The sequence below is a fragment of the Flavobacterium sp. 2755 genome (assembly GCF_031455715.1).
Lineage (GTDB): Bacteria > Bacteroidota > Bacteroidia > Flavobacteriales > Flavobacteriaceae > Flavobacterium.
The window spans coordinates 24,365-48,492 of the sequence record NZ_JAVDTG010000015.1 but is presented as its reverse complement, the minus strand read 5'-3'; the positions used below and the strand labels follow the sequence as shown (position 1 = coordinate 48,492).

The 24,128-nt window shown below is 35.4% G+C and carries 13 protein-coding genes; 2 read left to right on the top strand and 11 right to left on the bottom strand.

Annotated elements, in window-relative coordinates; genetic code table 11:
- Nucleotides 1–110 precede the first annotated feature (110 nt).
- Nucleotides 111–4,061 carry a two-component regulator propeller domain-containing protein gene (locus J2Y38_RS23705; RefSeq protein ID WP_309847659.1) on the top strand — a complete coding sequence of 1,317 codons (3,951 nt, stop codon included), beginning with the start codon at nucleotides 111–113 and terminating at the stop codon, nucleotides 4,059–4,061.
- A 144-nt stretch (nucleotides 4,062–4,205) separates the two neighbouring features.
- Here J2Y38_RS23705 and J2Y38_RS23700 read toward each other — a convergent pair whose 3' ends face one another.
- The gene (locus J2Y38_RS23700; protein WP_309847656.1) at nucleotides 4,206–4,817 is read right to left on the bottom strand and encodes an LpxA family transferase; all 612 of its coding nucleotides are present in this window, start codon (nucleotides 4,815–4,817) and stop codon (nucleotides 4,206–4,208) included.
- Between the two features lie 148 nt (nucleotides 4,818–4,965).
- Between J2Y38_RS23700 and J2Y38_RS23695 the strand changes: the two genes are divergently transcribed.
- Complete coding sequence (locus J2Y38_RS23695) at nucleotides 4,966–5,883, top strand: bifunctional helix-turn-helix transcriptional regulator/GNAT family N-acetyltransferase (RefSeq protein ID WP_309847653.1); 918 nt, start codon at nucleotides 4,966–4,968, stop codon at nucleotides 5,881–5,883.
- A 193-nt stretch (nucleotides 5,884–6,076) separates the two neighbouring features.
- Here the strand turns inward: J2Y38_RS23695 and J2Y38_RS23690 are convergent, their stop codons facing one another.
- From J2Y38_RS23690 to J2Y38_RS23645, 10 genes are all read right to left on the bottom strand, one after another.
- The gene (locus J2Y38_RS23690) at nucleotides 6,077–7,984 is read right to left on the bottom strand and encodes a sialate O-acetylesterase (protein ID WP_309847651.1); all 1,908 of its coding nucleotides are present in this window, start codon (nucleotides 7,982–7,984) and stop codon (nucleotides 6,077–6,079) included.
- Between the two features lie 291 nt (nucleotides 7,985–8,275).
- Entirely contained in the window at nucleotides 8,276–9,904 is a 1,629-nt protein-coding gene (locus J2Y38_RS23685; RefSeq protein WP_309847648.1) for a DUF5597 domain-containing protein, read from the bottom strand.
- An 83-nt stretch (nucleotides 9,905–9,987) separates the two neighbouring features.
- The gene (locus tag J2Y38_RS23680; RefSeq protein ID WP_309847645.1) at nucleotides 9,988–12,186 is read right to left on the bottom strand and encodes an endo-1,4-beta-xylanase; all 2,199 of its coding nucleotides are present in this window, start codon (nucleotides 12,184–12,186) and stop codon (nucleotides 9,988–9,990) included.
- A gap of 12 nt (nucleotides 12,187–12,198) precedes the next feature.
- Nucleotides 12,199–13,566 (bottom strand): glycan-binding surface protein, encoded by a 1,368-nt coding sequence (locus tag J2Y38_RS23675; protein WP_309847643.1) that lies wholly within the window; start codon nucleotides 13,564–13,566, stop codon nucleotides 12,199–12,201.
- Between the two features lie 34 nt (nucleotides 13,567–13,600).
- Nucleotides 13,601–15,232 carry a RagB/SusD family nutrient uptake outer membrane protein gene (locus J2Y38_RS23670; RefSeq protein WP_309847640.1) on the bottom strand — a complete coding sequence of 544 codons (1,632 nt, stop codon included), beginning with the start codon at nucleotides 15,230–15,232 and terminating at the stop codon, nucleotides 13,601–13,603.
- A gap of 12 nt (nucleotides 15,233–15,244) precedes the next feature.
- Nucleotides 15,245–18,412 (bottom strand): TonB-dependent receptor, encoded by a 3,168-nt coding sequence (locus tag J2Y38_RS23665; RefSeq protein ID WP_309847637.1) that lies wholly within the window; start codon nucleotides 18,410–18,412, stop codon nucleotides 15,245–15,247.
- 533 nt (nucleotides 18,413–18,945) lie between these two features.
- Nucleotides 18,946–19,602, bottom strand: a complete 657-nt coding sequence (fsa, locus tag J2Y38_RS23660) for a fructose-6-phosphate aldolase (protein ID WP_309847635.1) — start codon at nucleotides 19,600–19,602, stop codon at nucleotides 18,946–18,948.
- A gap of 666 nt (nucleotides 19,603–20,268) precedes the next feature.
- Nucleotides 20,269–21,594, bottom strand: coding sequence for a xylose isomerase (xylA, locus tag J2Y38_RS23655; RefSeq protein ID WP_309847632.1), 1,326 nt, complete (start codon nucleotides 21,592–21,594; stop codon nucleotides 20,269–20,271).
- Between the two features lie 8 nt (nucleotides 21,595–21,602).
- Complete coding sequence (locus J2Y38_RS23650; protein ID WP_309847629.1) at nucleotides 21,603–23,084, bottom strand: FGGY family carbohydrate kinase; 1,482 nt, start codon at nucleotides 23,082–23,084, stop codon at nucleotides 21,603–21,605.
- Nucleotide 23,085: 1 nt separating this feature from the next.
- Complete coding sequence (locus J2Y38_RS23645) at nucleotides 23,086–24,093, bottom strand: GntR family transcriptional regulator (RefSeq protein WP_309847626.1); 1,008 nt, start codon at nucleotides 24,091–24,093, stop codon at nucleotides 23,086–23,088.
- Nucleotides 24,094–24,128: the final 35 nt, after the last annotated feature.

The following is a 24,128-nucleotide window of genomic DNA, read 5'->3' as shown; positions in this document are numbered from 1 at the left end:
CAAATGATTCAAATTGTATAAAAAAGATCAGAAATATAGCGGCTTGCAACATTTTGTTGAATATTGACACGATTTGAATAAGTCCTTGTTTTATCCTAAAAAACACAACTATGCGTAAATTCTTTCTTTTATTATTTTTTTCGCTTTTTTCGATAAATTTTATTCAGGCACAGGAATATTATTTCAAACATTTTCAGGTTGAAGAAGGACTTTCTAACAACACTGTTTTGACTTCTTTACAGGATGAGGACGGCTTTATGTGGTTTGGAACAAAAGACGGTTTAAACCGATTTGACGGTTATCGTTTTAAGACTTACAGAAGCAATGCCGACCCAATTCATAGTTTAGGAAGTAATTATATCCAGTCTTTACATGAATATAAAGGTGTAATTTGGGTAGGAACTGATAAAGGTTTGTATCAATACGATAAAAAAACAGATCAGTTTACGGTTTTAAACGAAGCGATTAACGACCGTATCAACGATATTAATCATGACAAAAACGGAAATATCTGGTTTATCTCTGGAAATATTCTCTATAAATATTCGACAACAAAAAAGGAAACCAAAACTTTTAATCCGAATAAATATTTTATTGCCACTTCGATTTCCAGAGATGCAAATGGTCAAATCTGGGCATCTTCATTGAATAAAATTTATCGTTATTCTGAAGAGAATCTTTCTTTTGAAAATATTCCGATTACGCCCCCTGCAAGTTCTTCTAATTTTAGAATTACCATTATTTATGCTTTAGATAAAAATAATATTGTCATTGGTACGCAGGACGACGGAGTTTTGCTTTATAATATTCACAATAAAACAACTTCTAGTTTAGAATTTTCGACAAAAAAACCGGTGTATGTCCGTCAGTTTAAAAAGAGAGGAAATGATGAACTTTGGATTGCCAGCGAATCTGGAGTTTATGTTTACAACCTGAAAACAAAGTCCAGCATTAATCTTAAAAAAAATTACAATGATCCGTATGCGATTTCAGACAATGCGGCGTATTCAATAACTATTGATAAGGAAAATGGAATTTGGGTTGGAACGTATTTTGGCGGTATTAATTACCATCAAAAACAATACACACAGTTCAAGAAATATTTTCCGCAGAAAGGACAAAATTCTATCAGCGGAAGCGCCGTTAGGGAAATTCATAAAGATGATAAAGGTGATTTGTGGATTGGTACCGAAGATGCCGGTTTAAACCGATTTAATCCAAAAACACAGCAGTTTACATCGTATTTACCAAATGGAAACAAAAGCAGTGTTTCCTATTATAACATTCATGCTTTAATGCCCAGAAAAGACAAAATTTGGGTAGGAACTTTTGAGCATGGTCTGGATGTTTTAGACCGAAATTCGGGTAACGTTGTGCGACACTATAGCGCCAATAATCCGGCTTCTGGATTGCGCAGTAATTTCATTTTTTCTTTTTATGAAACCAAAAAAGACGAATTGATTGTGATTACTACAATGGGACTTTATTTATACAATGAAAAAAATGACAATTTTGAAACCTTAAAAACTTTTCCCGAAACGACGCATTATACGACTTATAAAGAAGATAGCGACGGAAATCTCTGGGCAGGAAGTTATCGTGATGGTTTGTTTTATTACAATCCGAAAACCAAAAAGAAAGAGGTTTTTATTTATGATTACAAAAACCCAAACGGAATCAGTAATAATTCGATCAATTATATTTTTGAAGACAGTTTTAAAAATTTATGGTTTGCTACCGAAAACGGACTGGATTTATTTGATAAAAAAACAAGGACTTTTAAAAAATTTACAACTAAAAACGGATTCCCGAGTAATGTTGTTTATTCGATTTTAGAAGATGAAGCTAAAAATTTATGGTTGACGACTTCTAAAGGTTTGGTGAAATTTGGCCCGGATCATAAAAGCATTAAAATTTACACCACCGCAAATGGTTTATTGAGCGACCAGTTTAATTATGCATCTGCTTTTAAGGATACAAACGGCGATATGTATTTTGGAAATTTAAACGGAATGATCAGTTTCAACCCGAAGAATTTTACCAAAAATAAATATACGCCTTCGACTTTTATTACCAATCTGCAAATCAATAATAAAGATATTGATGCCAATGAAAATGATTCGCCTATAAAACAATCTATTGCGCATATTGACGAACTGGAACTTAACAACAGCCAGTCATCATTTAATCTTGAATTTGCTTCGTTAAATTATACTGCACCAGAACTTACAGAATACTGGTATAAGCTTGAAAACGTGAATAATGACTGGGTTTATCTGGAACGTAACAATAAAGTTTTCTTTACGGAATTGGCGCCTGGCGATTATGTTTTTAAAGTAAAATCACTGAATAGCTTTGGTGTTTGGAGTAAAGAAGTGGAATTGAAAATCAGGATTCTGCCGCCGTTTTGGGCGAGTTCTTATGCGTATTTTTTCTATTTTCTGCTGATATGCGGTTCGTTTTATTACATCATTCGTTATTCGCAAAATCTGACTCAGATTAAACACAATCGAAAAATAAAACATTTAAACGACGAAAAAGAAAAAGAAATCTATCAGGCCAAAATTGACTTTTTTACGAATGTAGCGCACGAAATCAGAACGCCTTTGACGTTGATAAAAGGGCCTTTGGAAAAACTTTTGGTTATGGATCACATTTTGCCGGAAGTGCCTCAGAATCTTTCGATAATGAAAAAAAATACTTCTCGTTTATTAAAACTGGTAAACGAATTACTGGATTTTAGAAAATCAGAAATTGGCGGTTTGAAACTTACTTTCGTGGAAGCGAATATTTCGTCGATGGTTCGGAATTTACATTTGAGATTTAGTCAATTAATCGAAGAAAGAGGAATTGAATTTGAACTGGAACTGGGAGATAAAGATATTTTTGCTTTTGTAGATAAAGAGGCTTTCAAAAAAATCCTGAGTAATTTGATGAGCAATGCTATTAAATATTCTACAGATAAAGCTTCGATTACGCTTTTTAGAGATGAAAAGAAGTTGACTTTAATTGTAAAAAATGACGGAAATCTGATTCCGTTTCATTTAAAAGATAAAATTTTCGAACCGTTTTTCAGGGTTGATAATATGGATACGACTTCGGGAACGGGAATTGGGCTTTCGCTGGCGCATTCGCTAACACAGTTGCATAATGGAAACCTGCAGGTAATTCCGGATTCAAAAGTGAATATTTTTGAACTTGTGGTTCCGCTTCGTCAGGAAGAAGAATTTATGTTTTATAATGAAACGGAAAAAGATGAAACAGAGACGGAATCAGAAACTGTAGAAATCGAAAATAAACACGAAAAAACACAGCTATTAGTTGTTGAAGACAATGAAGATTTATTGAATTTTATTACGGCAGAATTAGCTCCATTTTACACGATTTTAAAAGCTGATAATGGAGAAAATGCTTTAAAAATAATTCATAACGAGAATATTCAGTTGGTAATAAGTGATGTTTCGATGCCAATTATGGACGGAATTACGTTGTGTAAAGAGATTAAAACCAATTTAGAAACGAGTCATATTCCGGTAATTTTGCTTACTGCTAAAAACTCGCTGAAATCGCAAATTGACGGTCTTGAAGTGGGTGCCGATGCGTATATCGCAAAACCTTTTTCAATGGATTATTTAAAAGTTCAGGTGAATAATCTAATCGAAAACAGAAAGCAGATTATGAATTATTATGCGAGTTCTCCGCTTTCGCACATTAAAAGTATTGCGCACAACAAAACCGACGAAAAGTTCCTGAAAAAACTCGACGAGGAAATCCTAAAAAACATCACGGATTCTGATTTAAGTGTTGAATCTTTGGCAGAAATCATGAATATGAGCCGTTCGACTTTATACCGAAAAATTAAAGATATTTCGAATTTGAGTCCGAATGAGTTGATTAATATCGTCCGTTTAAAACGTGCTGCTGAATTACTTTTGAATGAGAATTATAAAATGTATGAGATTGCTGAAATGGTGGGGTATAAATCGCAGACGAGTTTTGGTCGTAATTTTCAAAAGCATTTTACGATGACGCCTTCAGAGTATATTGCTATGAATAAATAGTTTTTTTGCTGTCGATATTCGTTGGGGTTACGTTGCGTAGACGCACTGCTGTGCGTCTCTACAGAATAAAACGGGTATAAAAATGGCAACAATATCAACACAAAGCATATCTGTAGAGACGCACAGCAGTGCGTCTACACAAAGTTATTCCTCGACTAATTGCTCAATCAACTGTAATCTTTTTACAACCATATTTTTATCCAAAATTGTCCCCGGCGATAAAACGGCATTTGCACCAACTTTAGAATTATCTCCCAACAATGACCCGAATTTATCTGAATGGGTATTGATAATCTTTTCTTTGTATTTAACCGAAATGTTTTTGTTTTTTCTTTCGTTGTAATGATTGGCACAAATTGAACCTGCTTCAAAATTAATATTTTGCCCAATCAGGCTGTTTCCTATATAATTGAAATGTGCTACAGCCGAATTATCCGAAATAAACGATTGTTTTATTTCTGAACCTGGACCAATTTTTACAGATTTCCCAAACAATATTGGCCCACGTAGATAAGCGTGCGCACCAACATAACAATTTTCTGAAATGATGATTGTTCCTTTTAAGGTTACGCCTTCTTCAATTACGGCTGTTTTGTGTATCGCAGTTGTCCCTTCTATTCTATAATCAGCTGAAAGAAGTTTTAATTTTTCTAAAAGTATTTTGTCCAGTTCGTTGACAATATTCCAAGGTTCAGTAGCTGTATAATCTGGAAAGTAAAAATCAAAGTTTCCTATAAAATCGATTGGCTTTATCATGATTTGTAAATTTAAAAAGAGAAGGATTTATTTATCTTATAAAAATAAGACTTTGGAGGATTTTAATTTTTATTATTTGAAAAAAATAATTAGTTGACAAAAGCAACTGTTTTATATATTTGTATTCAACAATACAATATTTCAAATTATGAATGCTACAACTTCAAAAATTAGAAGTTTTAATCGTTTTTACACTTCACATTTAGACATTTTAAGCCAGCATTATCTGGATAGTGATTATTCGTTGACCGAAGTTCGAATCCTTTACGAAATCAGCGAAAGCAAAACTATTACAGCACAAAAAATCACCGAAATTTTAAATCTGGATAAAGGATATGTAAGCAGAATTTTAAAACGTTTTTTAAAAGAAAATATAATTGCAAAGGTTTCTTCACCCGATGATAAACGTGCTTTTAATATTGAACTTACTGATTTAGGGAAAGAATTACTGCATTCTTTAAACAACAAAGTAGATGAACAAATAAACCATAAAATCGAAAAGCTGAGTTTCTTTGAAAAAGAAAATTTAATAAACTCAATGCATACTGTAAAAAATCTGTTGTCTGAAAGCAAACCCGTTCGAAGTGACATCACCTATCGTCATGAAATTAATCCGGGAGATATTGGTTACATCATTTATTTACACGGATTTATTTATGGCAATGAATCTAATTTTTCGAACGAGTTTGAGAAATATGTGATTAAGACTTTTTACAATTTCTTAGAAAATTATTCTCCAGAATATGACCGAATCTGGATGGCTGAATATAACAATAAAATTGTGGGCTGTATTGCGATTCAGCATCAATTGGTGGAAGAAGCGCAGTTGAGGTGGTTTTTACTTGATCCGTCATTTAGAGGGCTTGGAATTGGCAAAAAACTTTTAACTGATGCAGTTGATTTTTGTCGTGAGAAGAAATTTAAAAACGTGTTTCTGCTTACTACAAGCATGCAGGACAAAGCGCTGGAAATGTACAAAATAGCGGGGTTTGAACTTACATGGTCTAAAGAAGTACAGGAATGGGGGAAAGTTTTTAGCGAAGAACGTTATGATTTAAAATTGTAATAAAAATACAATAGTATTAACACAAATTATATCCGTAGAGACGCCCAGCAGTGCGTCTTATGCGCAAAGTTATATACGTTGGGGTTACGTTGCGTTAGACGCACTACTGTGCGTCTCTACAGTAAAAAATGGGTGTAAATTATTTGCCTCCAGCTAAAGCTGGAGGCAATTGAATAAAATTAGATGTAAAAAATTATTTAATATCTGCTTCAAAAGGCGAAGCGGGTAAATTTTCTTTATTGTATAAATTGGCTTCTGCCGGATTATCTGCCCAGGCATATCTAACCTTTACAGGATCTGCGACCGAATCATTACTCACGATAACTTTATCGCCATCGATAACGGCTTTTGCCCAAACGAATTTTCCATCATTTCCGGCAATTGCGAATTCTTTTAATTCATTTCCGGTTTTGATTTGCAATCCGGTTCCAATATCTGAAAAACTTAGAATTAGCTTGTTTCCTTCTTTTTTTATTGATTTAAAAATCGGTCCCGAAGCGACTAAATTCTTTTCGCCATAAACCAATTTTCTTGCCTGAAGCGACAATCTTTTCCCGACATCGTATTTGTTTAAAGGGTGAATATCGTTCCACTCGCCTACATCGATTATTACAGCCATTCCTGTATTTGGAATTTTTAGTGTATTCAATTGCTGCTGCCTTAAAGCCGCCCAATTACTTTCTACTGGCTCTGATTTTGTTTCCATATAATTGGCCAGCTGAACAAATATAAAAGGTAATTTTTCCTGTTTCCATTGCGTGCGCCAGTTCGCAATTAAGGTTTCCATTAAAGGAAGATATTCTGCTGGTTTTTTGGTGCTCGATTCGCCTTGATACCAAAGCACGCCTTTTATAGCATAATTTTTAAGAGGCGCAATCATCGCATTATAAAGTCCGACTGGTTTTAATCTGACGAAAGTTTGTGCTGGAAGCGGTAACATTTTTGCACCTAATTTGTATTTCCAGATTCCTTTTAAATCAATAGTTTGATCGCCATTAATTAATTCATACGGTTTATCCAATACAAAACCTCCTTTACCCGAATTACTGATAACCCGAACGGTAATTTCGTTTTTTCCTTCTTTTAAAATATTGGCATCAAAAGAGTAAATTCTCGGTGGATATTGATAGGAAGTTGTGCCAACAAAATGTCCGTTTACAAAAACCGAATCGGCATCAACGATTCTTCCTAAAATAATTTTTGCCTGATTTTCTTTTATTTTTTCTAAAGCAAATTCTTTTTTAAACCAAACTGAACCGTTTACATTTCCGAGTTCACCGTCTGCCCAATAACCGGGAACTTTCATCGTTTTCCAATCGGAATTATCGATTTCAGCTGCCCATTTATTTTTTAGTCCGGGATCTGTTTCGTCTAATAATTTATCCCATTCTGAACTTACTTTATCGTCGTTTTCGTCGATTTGTTTTTCGAGGCTTCCATCTTTAAACTTTAAATACTCCTGATAATAATCCGGAAATTTTTTGATGCTTTCTTCGCTGATCCATGCTTCTGCGGGAGAGCCGCCTAAAGAGGAATTGATTATTCCAATTGGGATTTGGTATTTTTCATAGATTTCTAAAGCGAAAAAATAGGCAACTCCAGAGAATTTCAAAACGCTGTTTGGGTTTGCTGCGATCCATTCTCCAGAAGCAAAATCGGTATTTTCTCTTTCAAAAAAATATTGATTGGGAACTAGAAATTGTCTGATATTTGGATTCTCCGCTTTAGCGATATAATCCTGATATTTGTATTTAAGCCGTTCCATCGACAGCTGCATATTTGATTGACCGGAACAAACCCAAACGTCACCAAAAAATATATTTTTCAGGGTGATTGTGTTGGATGCTTTTAAGGTCATTTCGTATGGTCCGCCTGCTTTTTGTGATGGAAGCTGAATTAGCCATTTTCCGTCTTCGGCTGTAATGGTTTTGTATGTTTTGTGGTTGAAATCGAGTTGGATTTTTTCTTTTGGTGATGCCCAGCCCCAGATATTGACTTTTGTATCGCGCTGTAAAATCATTCCGTCGCTTATTAGTCTTGGTAATTTTATTTGAGCATTGGCATTGAAAACTATAAGTATTGCTAGTATTATTTTTTTCATTTGGTTTTGTTTATTTTTTGCCCACTGATGACACGGATTATACTGGTTAACGCTGATTTTTTTTTTGCCACGACCCGAGCAATAGCGGACAGGCGAAGCAATTTCACGAATTTTCACGAATTTTTATTTCTGCTCACGGAAAACACTAATTATTTTAAATCATTTTAATCTGTGTTAATCTGTGGCTAAAAATTTTTCACGCAGATTTAGCAGATTAGGCAGATTTTTTAATCTTAAAAAAAATAATTCGTGAAAATTCGTGAAATTAGTGGCAAAAAAACAGAAATAAAACTACTCATAAATGTATAGTTTTATTTTTTGAATTTCATAATCGCCTACTGAAATTCTTAGATGTCTTCCTTGATGAGTTTGATCTCCGTTGAAATGTCTGATGGTTCTCCATTTTTCGTTTTCAAATTTTCCCTGATCTGTTTTTAATATTCCGGCGTTATTGTTTTTATTATTTAAAGGTTTAAAAGTCACGACAATTCCAGAACCTGCGATGTAAAATTCATCGGGTGTGATTTCTATAATTATGGCGCTTGCTGTTGGCCAGGTTTCTGCTTTTGCTCCGTCCGACCAATTTAAAGTGTAATCGTGTTTAAAGGTGAATTCGTAATTTCCTAAATTGATGATTTGTGTATTATTTTCCTTGTCTAATAAAACTCCATCAATTTTTCCTTGTCCTTTATTGGCTTCAATAACTGGCGTTAACTGCTTTACTAAATCGTAAATTTTGCCTAGTGGTTCTTTTTTGGCATCGATCACAGATTCTATGGAGAAAGGCGAAAAACCAATGGCTTCATAATGTCCAATTGCGTATAAACCTTTAAAATGGGCAGTTTCATCAAAACGATGTTCGGGGATAAATAACGGATCGCCTTGTCGGGTAAACAAATCATTCCATTGTTTGAATGACGGATTATAAAAGTCCGGTGAAAGAAAGTCTATGGCATTTCCGGCTGCTTTCCAAACATCCATTACATGCGGCAAGGGTCCTGCACTTGGATATTCTCCCGGTTTCTTTTCCGGTGCGTTTAAGGCTGCGTTTACAAACATTGGGATTGGGTAAGCGTCTTTTCCGGCTTTGGCGATTGTATTGGTGAATTTTGAGAAATACCATGCCATAAAAATTTCATCGGTTTGGAGACTTTTTCCGAAAATTTCTTCCCAGTTTCCAGTTGTTTTAAATCCGTTTTTCTGCCAGACTGCTGAGAATTCCGGAACTAGTTTTTCTTTGTTTTTCTGTAAATATTGAATGAATTCTTTTGGAACTTCTTTTTTGAAAGCTTCATTTGCTAACGGATGATAATCGCGTGCCGTTGGCAGCATTCCGATTTCGTTTTCAACCTGAACCATAATTACGGTTTGTTCTTTTTGGTCAAAATCTTTAATATGAGACATTAGTTTCTGAAACGCTTTTAAATCGACTTGAAGGTTTTCTTCGCTAAAAGGCGTTAGAATTTCATGGCTTTTATTTTTGTCGTCTTTTATTCTCGGATATTTTTTCTGATTCAGTTTTACCCATTCCGGTGCGTGACTTGACATGCTGTTTTTCCACGATCCAAACCAAAGAAAAACGAGTTTTAGATTTTCTTTTCGGGCTCTTAAAATCAATTCATCAACTAACGAAAAATCAAATTTGCCTTCCTCCTTTTCTATTAATTCCCAATAAATTGGAGTTAAAATTGTGTTGAGGTTCATGTCAGTTAACTTTTCCCAAATGGGTTCCATACTCTCCATAGTTGTTGCCGAAGAATTTCCTAATTCTCCACCGCGAATAATGAAAGGTTTGTTGTTGACAATGAGCTGTGTTTTATTTCCTTTTTTTTGAAGATGCGGTATTTTTTCCTGGGAATATCCGAATTGTAAAAAAGCAAAAAACAGTATAACAATTGTATTTTTTAGGAACGTAAACATTCTGATTCTTTTTAAATTAAAAACAAATAATCCATAATACAAATCCTTTCAGATTCATATTATGGATTAAGACTACACTTAACTTACTTAACCAACTCTCCTGAAAAGTCTTTACTTACATCTTTTCCTGCAAGACCATCAGCAGTTCCTTTATAGGCGTGTTTACGAACGTAATTTGCATCCCAAAGATTTGGTGCTTCGTCCGGAAGCCAAAATTCATGTTCTTTTGAGTTATCAGAAACTCCCCAAACTGTAATACCATATTGCTGCGCTGCCGGAATGTATTTTTTATACATATCTACCACATATTGATACATTTCTGCCTGTGATGCCTGCTGCGCAACTGTTGGAGCATTTGTTCCTAATCTCACATCAAGCTCAGAAATTTTAATCAATTTTCCTGTCGCTGCCAGTTTTTGGAACATTTGGGCAATTTTATCTTTATCAGTATTTAGACCTATGTGCATCTGCGTGCCAATTCCGTCAACTTTTCCGCCTTGGCTTTCAATATATTCCACATATTGAATTAAGCCGTCGCATTTGTCTAATCTTGATTCTAAGTTATAATCGTTGATGAAAAGTTTGTCAGTTGAATTCCCGTATTGACGTGCAAGTTTGAATGCGGTTACAGCGTAATCTTTTCCTAGGTATTTTATCCAAGAGAAAAAATCTGCTGCGGTATCGCCTTCATTTCCTGTTCTTAATGTTCCGTCTTCTTTCATTGGTTCATTTACAACATCCCAGGCAAAAACGCTTGTTTTGTAGTGTGTCATCATTTTAGAAACCCAGTCAGCCATAGCATCGCCAATGATTTTTGTTTTTTCGGCATCAGTTTTATTAATGGTTATTGGTGCTGTTGGACCTCCGCCAGATGATCCATCCGTTACTAAAACATTATCTATGTAATAGGTTCCGGCTGCTCCGCCTAAATCAAAGTTTAAACCTGTTTCGGTTCCATTTCCGGTAAATTTCCATTCTACTAATTTCCAAGTTGGCGTTGTTGCCTGATCTCCCTGATAATGTGCCGTTGTTCCTGTTGTTGAACATCTTACAGAACCAGTTGCTTCAGAACGAATCATATACGAAATGGTATATTCTTTTCCAGAAGTAAAGGTTGAAGTAAAATCAGCATGAATTTGTGTTTTCCATTGATTTGCTGCATCCGAAGTTGCGTTTACCACTTTCATTGCTCCGGTTCCTTCATATGCATCAGACGCGCCTGCTGCACTTAAAGCATCATTAGCCCCATTGTATTTTGACCATCCGCTAATGCCTGCATTAAAATTACCATTGGCAACCAAATTTGTAACTGTTGCTGCGGCATCAAGATCTACAACTGCAATTGTATTTACATCAATTAGATACGTCACATTTGGCAGATATCCTAAATCGATATTGAATTTGAAATTGGTGCTTCCCCCAACAAAATCTCCGGGAGCTAATTTAATTTTAACCTGCTGCCATGCTGATGTTGTTGCAAAAGCTTCTGTCCACGATCCGCCGGTGCTGAACCAGTCTTTGTACGGATATTGGTTGGTTAATGAAGCGTTGAAAGAAATACGCCCTTTTCCAGTTACATCTGATTTTATGTAGAAAGAAATCTCGTAATTATGACCGCTTACAATTGATACATCCGGAGAGGTTAATTGCAGATTATAAGGGGCAGAAGATGCCGCGCTTGATTCTAATTTAATCGCTTGCGAACCTGTTGCAAGTCCTTCATTTGCTGCAATAGCAATTCCTTTTCCGGGATTATTTCTGGCCCAGTTTGTAAATGTTCCGTTTTTTAAACCGGCAACATCTAATGTATTGGTTCCGCTTGAACCGGTAATTACGGTTGGCGCAATTATACTATTTAAATAACTTGCATTTTGGTTCGAATGCCAAACCAAAGTATGACCAAAAACTGTTAATCCAGCTTTTTTTGTTTCGGCAATAAAGGCATCTACTTTAGTAAAATTAATTTCACCTTTTGAGTTTACCATTGCGCCGTGTTTCATTTCATAACCCGGTGTAACCTCATCAAAGTTGTCGTTTACAATTTTGCGGTACGTCGCGTCAGTTAGGTATAAATCGGCACCAATTCCGTTTCCTAAAACAAAATCTGTGTACGTTTTAAGGTTATCGTATCGGCTTATTTTTTCTACTAATTCTAATGGAAGTTCTGCCCCTGTAACCTCACCATGCTCAGGATCTTTTTCCCATTCCATTAAATTATCATCACAGGATGCCAGAAGCATTAAGGATGAAGCAATTACTGGTATTATATATTTATATTTCATTTTGGTATTTTTTTAGTTAGGAAAATCGTTGTAAACCGGAGTATCTAAGGATACTATTCTCCAGTTGTCTGTGTACACTTTTACTGAAGTTGGTTTTGAAGCAAATTCTACTTCAGTTGCAGTTCCTGTAACGTCTTTTAGTTTTACATCAGAATTTTCAAAGAAAAAACCGAAGTTTTGATACGTTGCAGCTTCACGATATGCTAAAACTGTTTCAAAAGTGAACGGTTCTTTAGACCATGCATAAAATTTATTTAGCGGAATGGTAACCGTTGTCCATCCTGTGGTTTGAAAAGCAACAGATTTTCCGTCAACAATCCACGGAACATAATTATAAACAGCTCCTGTCCATTCTCCACCGTTAAAATTATTGACCATGCATATTTTTAAGAATCCAGAATCTTTCCAAACATCCGGAACGTATACATCAAATTGTAATGCTACTTTGTCGAGCGGCGTGCTTGCCGGAATATATGGCGTTAATTGTGTTCTCCAGTTATCGACTCCGTTTCCTGCTGTCCAAACTTCTGTACATCTGTTTTTGGCAGCATCAAAAGAAGCAATTCTTTCCGGACGGTGCGGTACATATTTACCTTGCGAAACATTTCCTGTTCCTAAAGCAAGTGATGCTAAATCTTCGGGCTGAATCATACTGGTTGAAGTTCCCCAATATCCGTGTTGTCCTCTTCCGTCAAAATCTAATAAAACACCTTTTTTAAAGTTGAAATAAGCCGGAGAATAAACGCCTCCGTTTGAAGTTTGAACAAATAATGAACCTCCGTTTTCTGAAACGCCATTTGGTACAGTAACGGTAAAAAATTCGCCGTCTTCATCTGAAGTAATTCCTGTTGATACTTCTATATTTCCAGGGAAAACAACTTTGCTTACTTCGGTTAAACCTGTACCCGAAACGGTGATGGTTTCTCCTGCATTAGGCATTGTGTTGGAAATGTTTGTGATCGCTGGTTTTCCTGAACGAATTTCAAATGAAAATGTGGTTTCGTTATTATCGTTTACAAATCGAATCGTGTTTCTTACCGATGGATCTGCTTCTAAAATTGGGGTATCGGCAGAAACATTGATCAGCATTGAATTATCTGATACAAAAACTACATTAAAATAAGTTTGATATCCGTTGATGTATACTCTTTTTAAGCCTGTAAAACCAGAACCTTGTATACGCAAAGCTTGTCCTAAACGGGCAAAAGTCACTTCTCTATCCGGAACGGTTGAATTTACATCTTCCAGAAAAACTTTTGATATGGTGATGGTTCCGCCTTCAGAATCGTTATTGTCACAAGAAGTAAATAGCATACTAAAGAACATTATTCCCAGCAGTGCGATGGGTGCCCAATACTTTTTATTTAAAATATATTTCATATTAATATTTTTTAGATTGTTGTTTTTCAAAATACTAGAACAAGTCTGTTATTTTTTCTTCTGTAAATTGATACGGAACCGGATTTTCTCTCAATAATGGATTCTGAACCAGTTCTGATTCCGGATAAGGCAGAAGGAAAATTGTAGCATCGATCACGCCAATTGAACGCGGACTGCTGCTTCTTGCCGGATCTATAGATAATGTATTTGTTGCCGAATCGTAAAGAATTGGCTCAATTGTTCCGCGGTTTTGTGCCGTTACGTAGTTGATAACTTCTTGCTGTTTGTAATAAGCGCGTCGCACTAAATCGTACCAATATTGTCCTTCCATAGCAAGTTCAACTCTTCTTTCGTGAATGATATCTGCATAAGTCAACGTTGTTTTTGGATCAAGACCTGCACGCACACGAAGTTTATTTACGCCATCTAAAACAAGTGCATCTGCTGTTGAAGCGTTGTTTCCTAAAGTAGCTTCGGCATAATTTAAATAGACTTCTCCTAAACGCAGCATATAAGTATTTAAGGCTGAGTTCATACGGCTAATTTTAGAATTGTCTTTTGTAGAACCTACAACTCCTTTTTTTACGGTTAAGAACTCTTTTGCGTGATCGACTGTATAACCTCCGTTTGATTTATTGATTTCCGGATAGAAATCATCATCACCCATCCAGGTTGCTTTACGGCGAAGGTCTTTTGATTCGTATTCTTTTAAAACATCATTTGAAGCTCTTGTCCAATATCCCCAAGCTGCATCGTCTCCTGTAATATCAGAACCTAAAGCAAAATAAGCCTGATGTGTATTAATAACTCCGTAATCTCCGTTTGGAACCCATTGCAAGGCAAACATAGATTCAGTATTGTTGTTGTTATCAACCATAAACAAATCAGCGTAGTTTGGCATTAAACTATATGGACCTGAAGTGATTACTTTTTCGGCTGCTTTTTTGGCTAAATCTAAATATTGCTGATTTCTTGTTCCGCTGTTTGGGTTATCGCTTACTCCCGAATAGGATAGATAAACACGAGACAACATTCCAAAGGCGCTGTATTTTGTTAAACGTCCGGCTTGTCCTGCGGTTTCCGGCAGATATTTTGCTGCAAATTCTAAATCGCGAATAGCAAATTCATACACATCTTTTAATGGATTTTTGTTTACGATTGGGTTTTTAACCAATTCTCTTGGGTCTGTAGAAATAATTACATCTCCCCATAAAGAAGCTAAATACCAATAAGCGGTTCCTCTCATAAAACGTGCTTCGGCGATATATTTGTTTTTAACACCTTCGTCTACTTTGCTATCAGAAATTCCGATAATTACGTTATTCGATTGTTGTACAACATTGTATAAAGATCCCCAAGCCGAAACTAAAGGCCCTGTTAATCCTGTTTCAGATAAATCTGTAAATGGATAAACGTAATCAGAATAAGGTGCGTATAAGTTATCTGAACGTCCGTCGCCTAAACCGTAATAGAATTTATCATTAAAATCAAACCAAACTCTGTTGTAAAGTGGGCCTGTAGCCGATTGAAAATCGGATTCTGATTTATAGAAATTCTCTTTTGTGATTTGATCTTCTGGTTCAACATCTAAAAGATCACTACAACTAGTCCAAACAAATGGCAATGCGATCATAAGAACCGTGTAAAATATTTTTTTTGTTTTCATAGTCTGCAAATTTTAGAAATTAACGTTTAGTCCAAGCGTAGTAATAATTGGCGAAGGGTAACGTCCATTATCGATACCGCTTAAAAGCGCATCCTGATTAATTGATCCCACTTCTGGATCATAACCTTTGTATTTTGTGAAGGTTAAAACGTTTTGAGCATTAGAATATATCTTAATGTTTGAGATTCCATATTTAGAATATAATTTCTTTGGAAGATTATATCCTATCGAAATATTTTTTACTCTTACATAAGAACCATCTTCTACAAAACGGTTGCTGAAACGGTAGTTTGATGCAGATGATGCAGACGATGCCGCAATTCTGGTCATATAAGGATCTCCGCCCACAATTTGTACATTTCTATAATCGTTTGGCCCGTTTGGATCGATTAATTCTAATTGCGCATATCCTAAAGAAGATTTCAATAAATTGGTGTTTTCACGAGGATTTTCTAACCAGCGTCTTTGGTAGTTTACGATATCATTTCCGTAAGAACCTGTCAGCAAAATGTTGATATCAAATCCCTGGAAAGAGAATGTGTTTCCGATACCGAATGTGAAATCCGGAGCCGGATTTCCAATGTAATCGCGGTCTTTTTCGTTGATGATTCCGTCTTTGTTTACATCTTCAAAAATATAATCTCCAATCCAAACACCGTTTTCACCAATCGCCATTCCTTCTGGCAAAGCCGTTGGTTTTACTACTCCCTCTTTATCTTTATAATAGAAATCTGTTGCTTTTTCAAATCGGCCAATCACTTTATATCCATAAAATTGTCCAATTGCTTCTCCAACTGCTGTTCTCGTAACAGTTGTAACATCAGAACCCTGCTGAATGTTTTTATTTAATACGCCAGATTCTGTATTAAGTGCCAAAACCTTGCTTCTGTTCATTGAGAAAACAATATTCGATTTCCATATAAAGTCATTTCTCTCCATGTTAATAGTATTCAAACTAAACTCAAATCCCTTATTTTCAAGAGATCCAATATTTACTGTTGGCGGTCTTGTAGCTCCCTGTCCCGTTGTTCCTACGTAAGCCGGCAATGGAAGTTCAAGAAGTAAGTCGTTTGTTTTTTTGTAATACACATCGGCAACTAATTCTACTCTGTTATTAAAAAGGCCAAGGTCTAAACCTAAGTTGCTGGAATATGTTGTTTCCCATTTAATGTCCGGGTTTGCTGTATTTCCTGCTAATTGTCCAGTTCCCCAGTTTGTTGCCGAAGATCCGTAAATTGAAGTATAAGCGTAGTTTGGCGCACTTTGATTACCAACAGCTCCCCATCCTAAACGTAATTTTAAATTGTTGATGGTTTTATTTTCTTTTAAGAAATTTTCGTTTGAGATTTTCCAGGCCAAAGCGGCTGACGGAAACCATCCCCAACGGTTTTCTTCTGCAAATTTTGAAGATCCGTCTCTTCTTAAAGTCGCAGTCAGTAAATATTTATCATTGAAAGAATAAAACAATCTCCCAAAGTAAGAGCTGATAGAACTTACACTGCTTGCATTTGAGTTTCTTGCTGTTGTAGCATCTCCGGCATTTAAATCTGTAGCGCCGTTTGTGATATAACCAGAACGGTATCCATAAAGGTTTTCCCAGCTTGATTCCTGCATTTCCTGACCTAACATGGCATTAATGGTATGCGCGCCAAAAGTTTTATTGTAAGTCAATAAATTGTTCCAGCTCCAAAATGCACTGTTTGATTTTGTTCTTGTTCCTTCGCGAACATCGTTTACTAATGCTCCAAAAGTATACGATGGATTAAAAGTATAATTGTTTGCAAATCCGTAATCTAATGAATATTGCGTTTTGAATTTAAGGTCTTTTGTAAAACCAATTTCTGCATACGTATTAGCTCTAATAGCGTAGTTTTTATTGTGATTGTCTTTTATAGACGCTAAACCTATTGGATTGTTTTGAACGAATTCTGTAGTGTCCGGGCCGTCAAAAGTTCCATCGGCATTACGAACCGCAACGTTTGGCGTTTGTTTTAAAGCGGTTATAATTAAAGCATCATCTGTAACAGTAGTAGTTTGATTGTATTGACTTAGGGCAAAGTTTACTCCCAATTTTAAAAAGCTTTTTACCTGAGAATCTACAACTCCTCTTAAATTGAAACGGTCGAATGAAGAACCAATTGCTATACCTTCCTGGTCTAAATAACCAATTCCTAAAGAGTAAGTTGTACTTTCTGAGCCTCCTGAAGCTGATAAATTGTAACTCTGCATTAAAGCGGTGTTGAACAATTCTTTCTGCCAGTCTGTTCCTTCGCCTAATAAATCAGGACGAATAAAGGTATTGTCACGCTGAACAATTCCTAAATCTGAACGTGTGTTTTTTAATGTTCCGTATTCTCTAAGGTTTAATAAATCTAAATGTTTCGGGATTTCCTGCCATCCTACATAACTGTCAAAGTTTAAAGTAAGATCGCCTTTTTTACCGCGTTTTGTGGTTACGATAATAACTCCGTTTGCTGCTCTTGAACCGTAAATTGCAGTTGCAGAAGCATCTTTTAAAACGTCCATCGAAACAATATCTGATGGATTAATCATAGAAAGCGGATTCGTGTTTACTGAACTTGTTGTATTGTCGATAATTACACCGTCGATTACAAAAATGGGTTCATTTGATCCTGTTAACGAACTGATACCACGAATACGAATAGAAGAACTTGCTCCCGGCGCACCGTTGTTTGCCTGTACGTTTACACCCGCCGCACGTCCTTGTAAAACCTGCTCGATTGATGTTGTTACAGATTGTGTAACTGCCTGACTGGTTACTGATGAAACAGAACCTGTTAAGTCTGATCTTTTCATGGTTCCGTAACCTACCACTACAACTTCTTTTAAGCTGCTTACATCTTCTTCAAGTGTTACATCTATTTTGCTTTTGTTCGCAACTGCAACGTCTTTTGAGCTATAACCTATAAAGCTGAAAGATAAAGTTGCATTTGCGGGAACCGGACTGATGGTATACGTTCCGTCAAAATTTGAAACCGAACTGATTTTAGTTCCTTTTACAAAAATGTTTACTCCCGGTATTGGTCCGTTACTATCAGAAACTGTTCCTGACACAGTGGTTTGTGCATTTACCGCAGCAGAAAATACCAACATCAGGATTAAGTACCCTAAGTTTTTAAAGTATTTTGATTTGCTTTTAGTAATTAAAAGGTTAGTCATAAATAATTAGTTTAATGAGTTAATAGTATGGTTTAGTTAGTTTTTTTTATGAAATGATGTAGAAGTTGTTTTCAGAATAAAAACATCTCATAATCATTATTAAAACAAATATATATAAAAAACAACAATACACAATCGGTTGCGTTAATTTTATTTAAGAATTATAAAAAAATACTACGTTAAAAAAACACATAGTTCATATATATTGCTAAAAAATTAAATTATAATTATTTTTAGCAACTTGTTCAACTGAAAGATTATGAATAAAAAGCTGTTTCATTCAAAATACTAAAAAAAGTATAAATTATAGAATTTAAGATATTTTCAATACCTCTACATCGTTTTAGTAATACTAAAATTACAGAATAATTGAATTTTTAACTTAATATTCTAAAGGAAAGCTGAATACGAGCGCATTTCTAAAATTGTTTGATTTAAAAACAATTTAAAAAGGCAATCGGTTGTTGAAAAGTTACAAAAAAAGCCCTTTTCGAGATGAAAAGGGCTTAGTCATTGCGTTGTGTATTTAGGGTTTAGAGATTCATTTTTTTAGCATCTTCAACAAACTGTTTTAAACCAATATCTGTAAGCGGATGTTTCAATAATCCTTTAATTGCCGAAAGCGGTCCGGTCATTACATCTGATCCAACTTTGGCACAATTTACAATATGCATCGTATGTCTTACCGAAGCCGAAAGTATCTGTGTATGATAATCGTAATTATCATAAATTTCTCTGATTTCAGCAATAAGATGCATTCCGTCTGTTGAAACATCATCTAATCGTCCTAAAAACGGAGAAACATAAGTCGCTCCGGCTTTCGCCGCCAATAAAGCCTGACCTGCCGAAAATACTAAAGTTACATTGGTTTTAATTCCTTTTGAAGAAAAGTATTTACAAGCTTTTATTCCGTCGCCAATCATTGGTAATTTCACCACAATCTGCGGATGCAAAGCTGCAAGCTCCTCTCCTTCTCTTATCATTCCGTCAAAATCAGTAGAAATTACCTCAGCAGAAACATCGCCGTCGACAATATTACAAATGTCTAAGTAATGTTTTAAAATGTTGTCTTTTCCTGTAATTCCTTCTTTTGCCATCAAAGACGGATTTGTCGTTACGCCGTCAAGAACGCCAAGAGATTGTGCTTCTCGAATGTCTTCCAGATTAGCGGTATCAATAAAAAATTTCATGTGTTTTTTTGTTTAAGGTTGGTGGTTATTTTGTGGTCTGCGAATGTTTTAATGGAGTGTAATCGTATGGTTTGTCATTTCGAGGAACGAGAAATCGCACTAGTAATTCCGCATGCAAAATCGCCAATCTTTGTAGAGTTTCTTGTGCGATTTCTCCTTTCAGTCGAAATGACAAGATTGTGTGGGTATTTCTTTTGTAGAGACGCACAGCAGTGCGTCTAACTTCCAGTGAGAAAAAAATGTGCATTTCGACCGATTCTGCTCTTCAAAAAACCTTCAATAAAAAAATAACTCACTTAATAATTTTATCAAACTGACTTTATTTTAAACCTCAATTTTCAAAAAATAGCAACTAAACCTTAAATCTATTTTTGTCAAATCTAAATCTCAAAAACAAGTCATAATCTAAATACACATTCTCTCTATTTTTTATCTAAAAAATTACTGAAACAGTTGTTGAACAATTCCCACTTTCTACAGCTATCACATTTTTTAGATAGTTTTCTCACTAATAAATTTTAAACACATAGATGCATAGTTTTTCTTTGTCGATAAAGGCGCTTCACTTGTTTAAACACACATAGCACTATGTGTAAAAATCTAGATTTTTTTTCGCCTCTTTTTATAAAAATTCAAATCTATGTTTCTATGTGTTTAAATAAATTATTAAATATATTGGTTAATGATATTTTCAAACAATTCTTGTTTACCACTTTGAAGTGTTAACTCTCCGTTTTGGTTTGCGATATCGTATAAATCTTTAAGGTTTAATTTTCCGTTTTCGAAATCTTTTCCTTTTCCTGCATCAAATGAGCTGTATCTTTCTGTTCTTAATTTTTCGTAAGGAGAAGAAGTAATGATTTTATCTGCAGTCAATAAAGCTCTTGCAAAAGTATCAGCTCCACCAATATGCGCTAAGAAAACATCTTCTAAATCAGTAGAATTTCTTCTGATTTTAGCATCAAAATTAACTCCACCACCTTGTAATCCGCCAGCTTTTAAGAAAACCAACATCGCTTCAGTAGTTTCCTGAATGTTATTTGGGAACTGATCTGTATCCCATCCGTTTTGGTAATCACCTCTGTTTGCATCGATGCTTCCTAACATTCCTGCCTTTGCTGCAACTTCTAATTCGTGTTGGAAAGTATGCTGTGCCAATGTAGCGTGGTTTACTTCGATATTGATTTTGAAATCTTTATCTAAACCATATTCTTTTAAGAACCCGATTGCCGTCGCCGAGTCAAAATCGTATTGATGTTTTGATGGTTCCATTGGTTTTGGCTCGATAAAGAAAGTTCCTTTAAAACCTTGCGCTCTTGCGTAATCTCTAGACATTGCAAGGAATTGCGCCATGTGGTCTAATTCTCTTCCCATATCTGTGTTTAGTAAAGACATATAACCTTCTCTACCACCCCAGAATACGTAGTTTTCTCCACTTAAAGCAATTGTTGCATCAAGCGCCAATTTTACTTGTCCTCCGGCTCTTGCCACTACATTAAAATCAGGATTTGTAGCCGCTCCGTTCATGAATCTTGGATTAGAGAAACAGTTTGAAGTTCCCCAAAGTAATTTAATTCCAGACTCCGCTTTTTTCTGTTTTAAGTAATCTGTAATGAATGCTAAACGTTTTTCTGATTCTGCGAAAGTTGCTCCTTCAGCAATCAAATCGTAATCGTGAAAACAGAAATAATCGAATCCCATTTTGCTGATAAATTCAAAAGCAGCATCTGCCTTATCTTTTGCAGCCTGATACGGATCTGATGATTGATCCCAAGCAAAATGTTGTGTTCCAGGTCCGAATGGATCACTTCCTTGTCCGCAGAATGTATGCCAGTAAGCGATAGCAAATCTAAAATGCTCACGCATTGTTTTTCCAGCTACAACTTGCTCTGGATTGTAATATTTGAATGCCAACGGATTATCAGATTCCTTTCCTTCAAATTTTATTTGGCCAATACCTTTGTAGTATTCTTTATCTCCTAAAACTATCATTTGTTCTTTTATTTAGTTGTTAATATTAATTCTAATTCTTGTTTCCATTTCTGGTAAGCAGTTTCATAAGGTTGTTTATTGTGCAGCGGTAAAAACGCCATTACATGATCGTTGTCACTAACATTTGCTCCAAATTTGCTGTAATCACCATCTTTTAAACCAACAGCTCTTGCTGCACCAACAGCTCCGGTTGTATTATAAATTTCAATTTCGTGACCAATTAAAGTAGCTACTGTATTAGAGAAAATCTCTGAACGGAAAAGATTATCATTTCCGGCTCTAATTACATTAATTGTTGCATTATCATCCTTTAAACATTCCATTCCGTACACAAACGAAAACGCAATTCCTTCTAAAGAAGCTCTAAACAAATGCGCACTATTGTGAATATTCAAGTTGAGGTTTAAAAAATGAGTTCCGATGTTTTTATTATTGAACATACGCTCAGCTCCATTTCCAAACGGAATCACGACAACTCCTTCTGAACCTACTTCTACATTTGAAGCTTTTTCATTCATAACTTCATAACTTTCGTTCCCCATATTATTACGAAGCCATCTGTACTGAATTCCAGCTCCGTTAATATTTAAAAGTTTACCAACTCTTGGCGTTTCTAATTCATAATTTACGTGAACGAAATTGTTTACTCGAGTGCTTTTTCCAGATGACATTTCGCTTACCGCATAAAATACGCCCGAAGTTCCGCCCGTAGCCGCTACTTCTCCCGGATTCAAAACATTTAAGGCCAAAGCATTATTTGGCTGATCTCCCGCTCTGTAAACAATTGGAATTCCTGCCGGAAGACCGGATGCTGCCGAAGCTTGTTCTGTAACAACGCCCTGATTAGTGAAATTTTCTACGATTTTTGGCGTCAATGAATTATCGATTCCGTAATAATCCAAAAGCCAATCTGCTACTTTATTTTCTTTATAATCCCAAAGCATTCCTTCAGACAAACCGTTTTTAGTTGTCGTTACTTCGCCCGTTAATTTCAAAGCGATGTAATCTCCCGGAAGCATGTATTTATCAATTTTATTGTAAACTTCAGGTTCGTTTTCTTTCACCCATTTTAGCTTTGAAGCGGTAAAATTTCCCGGAGAATTCAGTAAATGCTCCATACATTTCTGCTCTCCAATTTCGGCGAAAGCCTTATTTCCAATTTCAACCGCACGGCTGTCGCACCAAATAATTGAATTTCGAAGCGCATTTCCAGCTTTATCCACGATCACTAATCCGTGCATTTGGTACGAAATACCAATTCCCTGAATTTTCGATGCATCGATATTAGCTTCACGAATTGCCCTTTTGGTTGCCGTACAAATGTGCTGCCACCAAATTTCTGGATCTTGCTCTGCCCAATCCGGGTGAATCGACAAGATTTCCATTTCGTTTTGCGGTTCATTCAAAACGATTACTTTTTTACCCGTTTCAGCCTCAACCAAGGCTGCCTTGACCGAAGAACTTCCAATATCATATCCGATATAATACATACTATAATGATTCTCTTATTATTAATTTTGTTGGCACATAACATTTCGTTTCTTCGTCATGCGTAATAAATGCCGCTGCTTTGGTTCCTAATTCTTTGAAATCAGTTGAGACAACTGAAATTCCTTTATAAATAAATTTCTTCATTGGCGTTTCGTTATACGACAAAAAACCAACGTCTTTTCCAGGTTCAAAATCTTTCTCTTTACATTGCTCTAAAAAGTATCCTAAAATCCTGTCACTTACACTGATATATGCCATTCCTTTTTCGATATTGAACTTTTTCGGATCTGTTACAATCTCATATTCAAAACTAAAATCAGCACAGAATTTCTTAAAAAAATCAACCGTTTCCTTAGGGTGATTTGTAAAATCCGGATACACAAATTGTATCTTTTTATACTTTTTAAACAAATCAGCCGCTTCTGTCAAAGACTCATAAAACGCTTTTCCAAAATCCTGAAAAACATAATTATTCGTTTTATCAGCCTGAATATTCCAGTCTATCAGAAGCAGTTTATCTTTTGAAATCGCCGACAAAGCCGGAGCAATTTCCTTGTGATCAAAATTCATCACCACATATTTGTAATACTTCCCGATTCCGTTATTAATGATCGTTTTAAAAACATCAATATTATAATGGTGAAACTGCACATCTGTAATTACATTATCCGGCAGGTTATTGACAAATGAATGGTACAAAACTTCTTTATACGCCTTAAAAGTGTCTAAAACCAAAAGCACTTTTCTCGTTTCGCCCGAAACATAATAGCCTTTATTCGGCACAGATTCAATCGTATTTTGATCTTTTAAAATCGTATACGCTTTAAAAACAGTGTCTCTAGAAAGCTGATATGTTTTGCAGATTACATTTACTGACGGAAGCAAATCTCCCTTTTGTAAAATATTCTCGGCAATAGCATTCGTAATCCCGTCAACCAATTGTTGGTACTTCGGAATATCACTATCGTGATTAATTATAAACTCAAATTTTTCTTCTTCTTTTAGCATACCGTTCTGTTCCGTTCTGTTATGCTAAAGTAAAT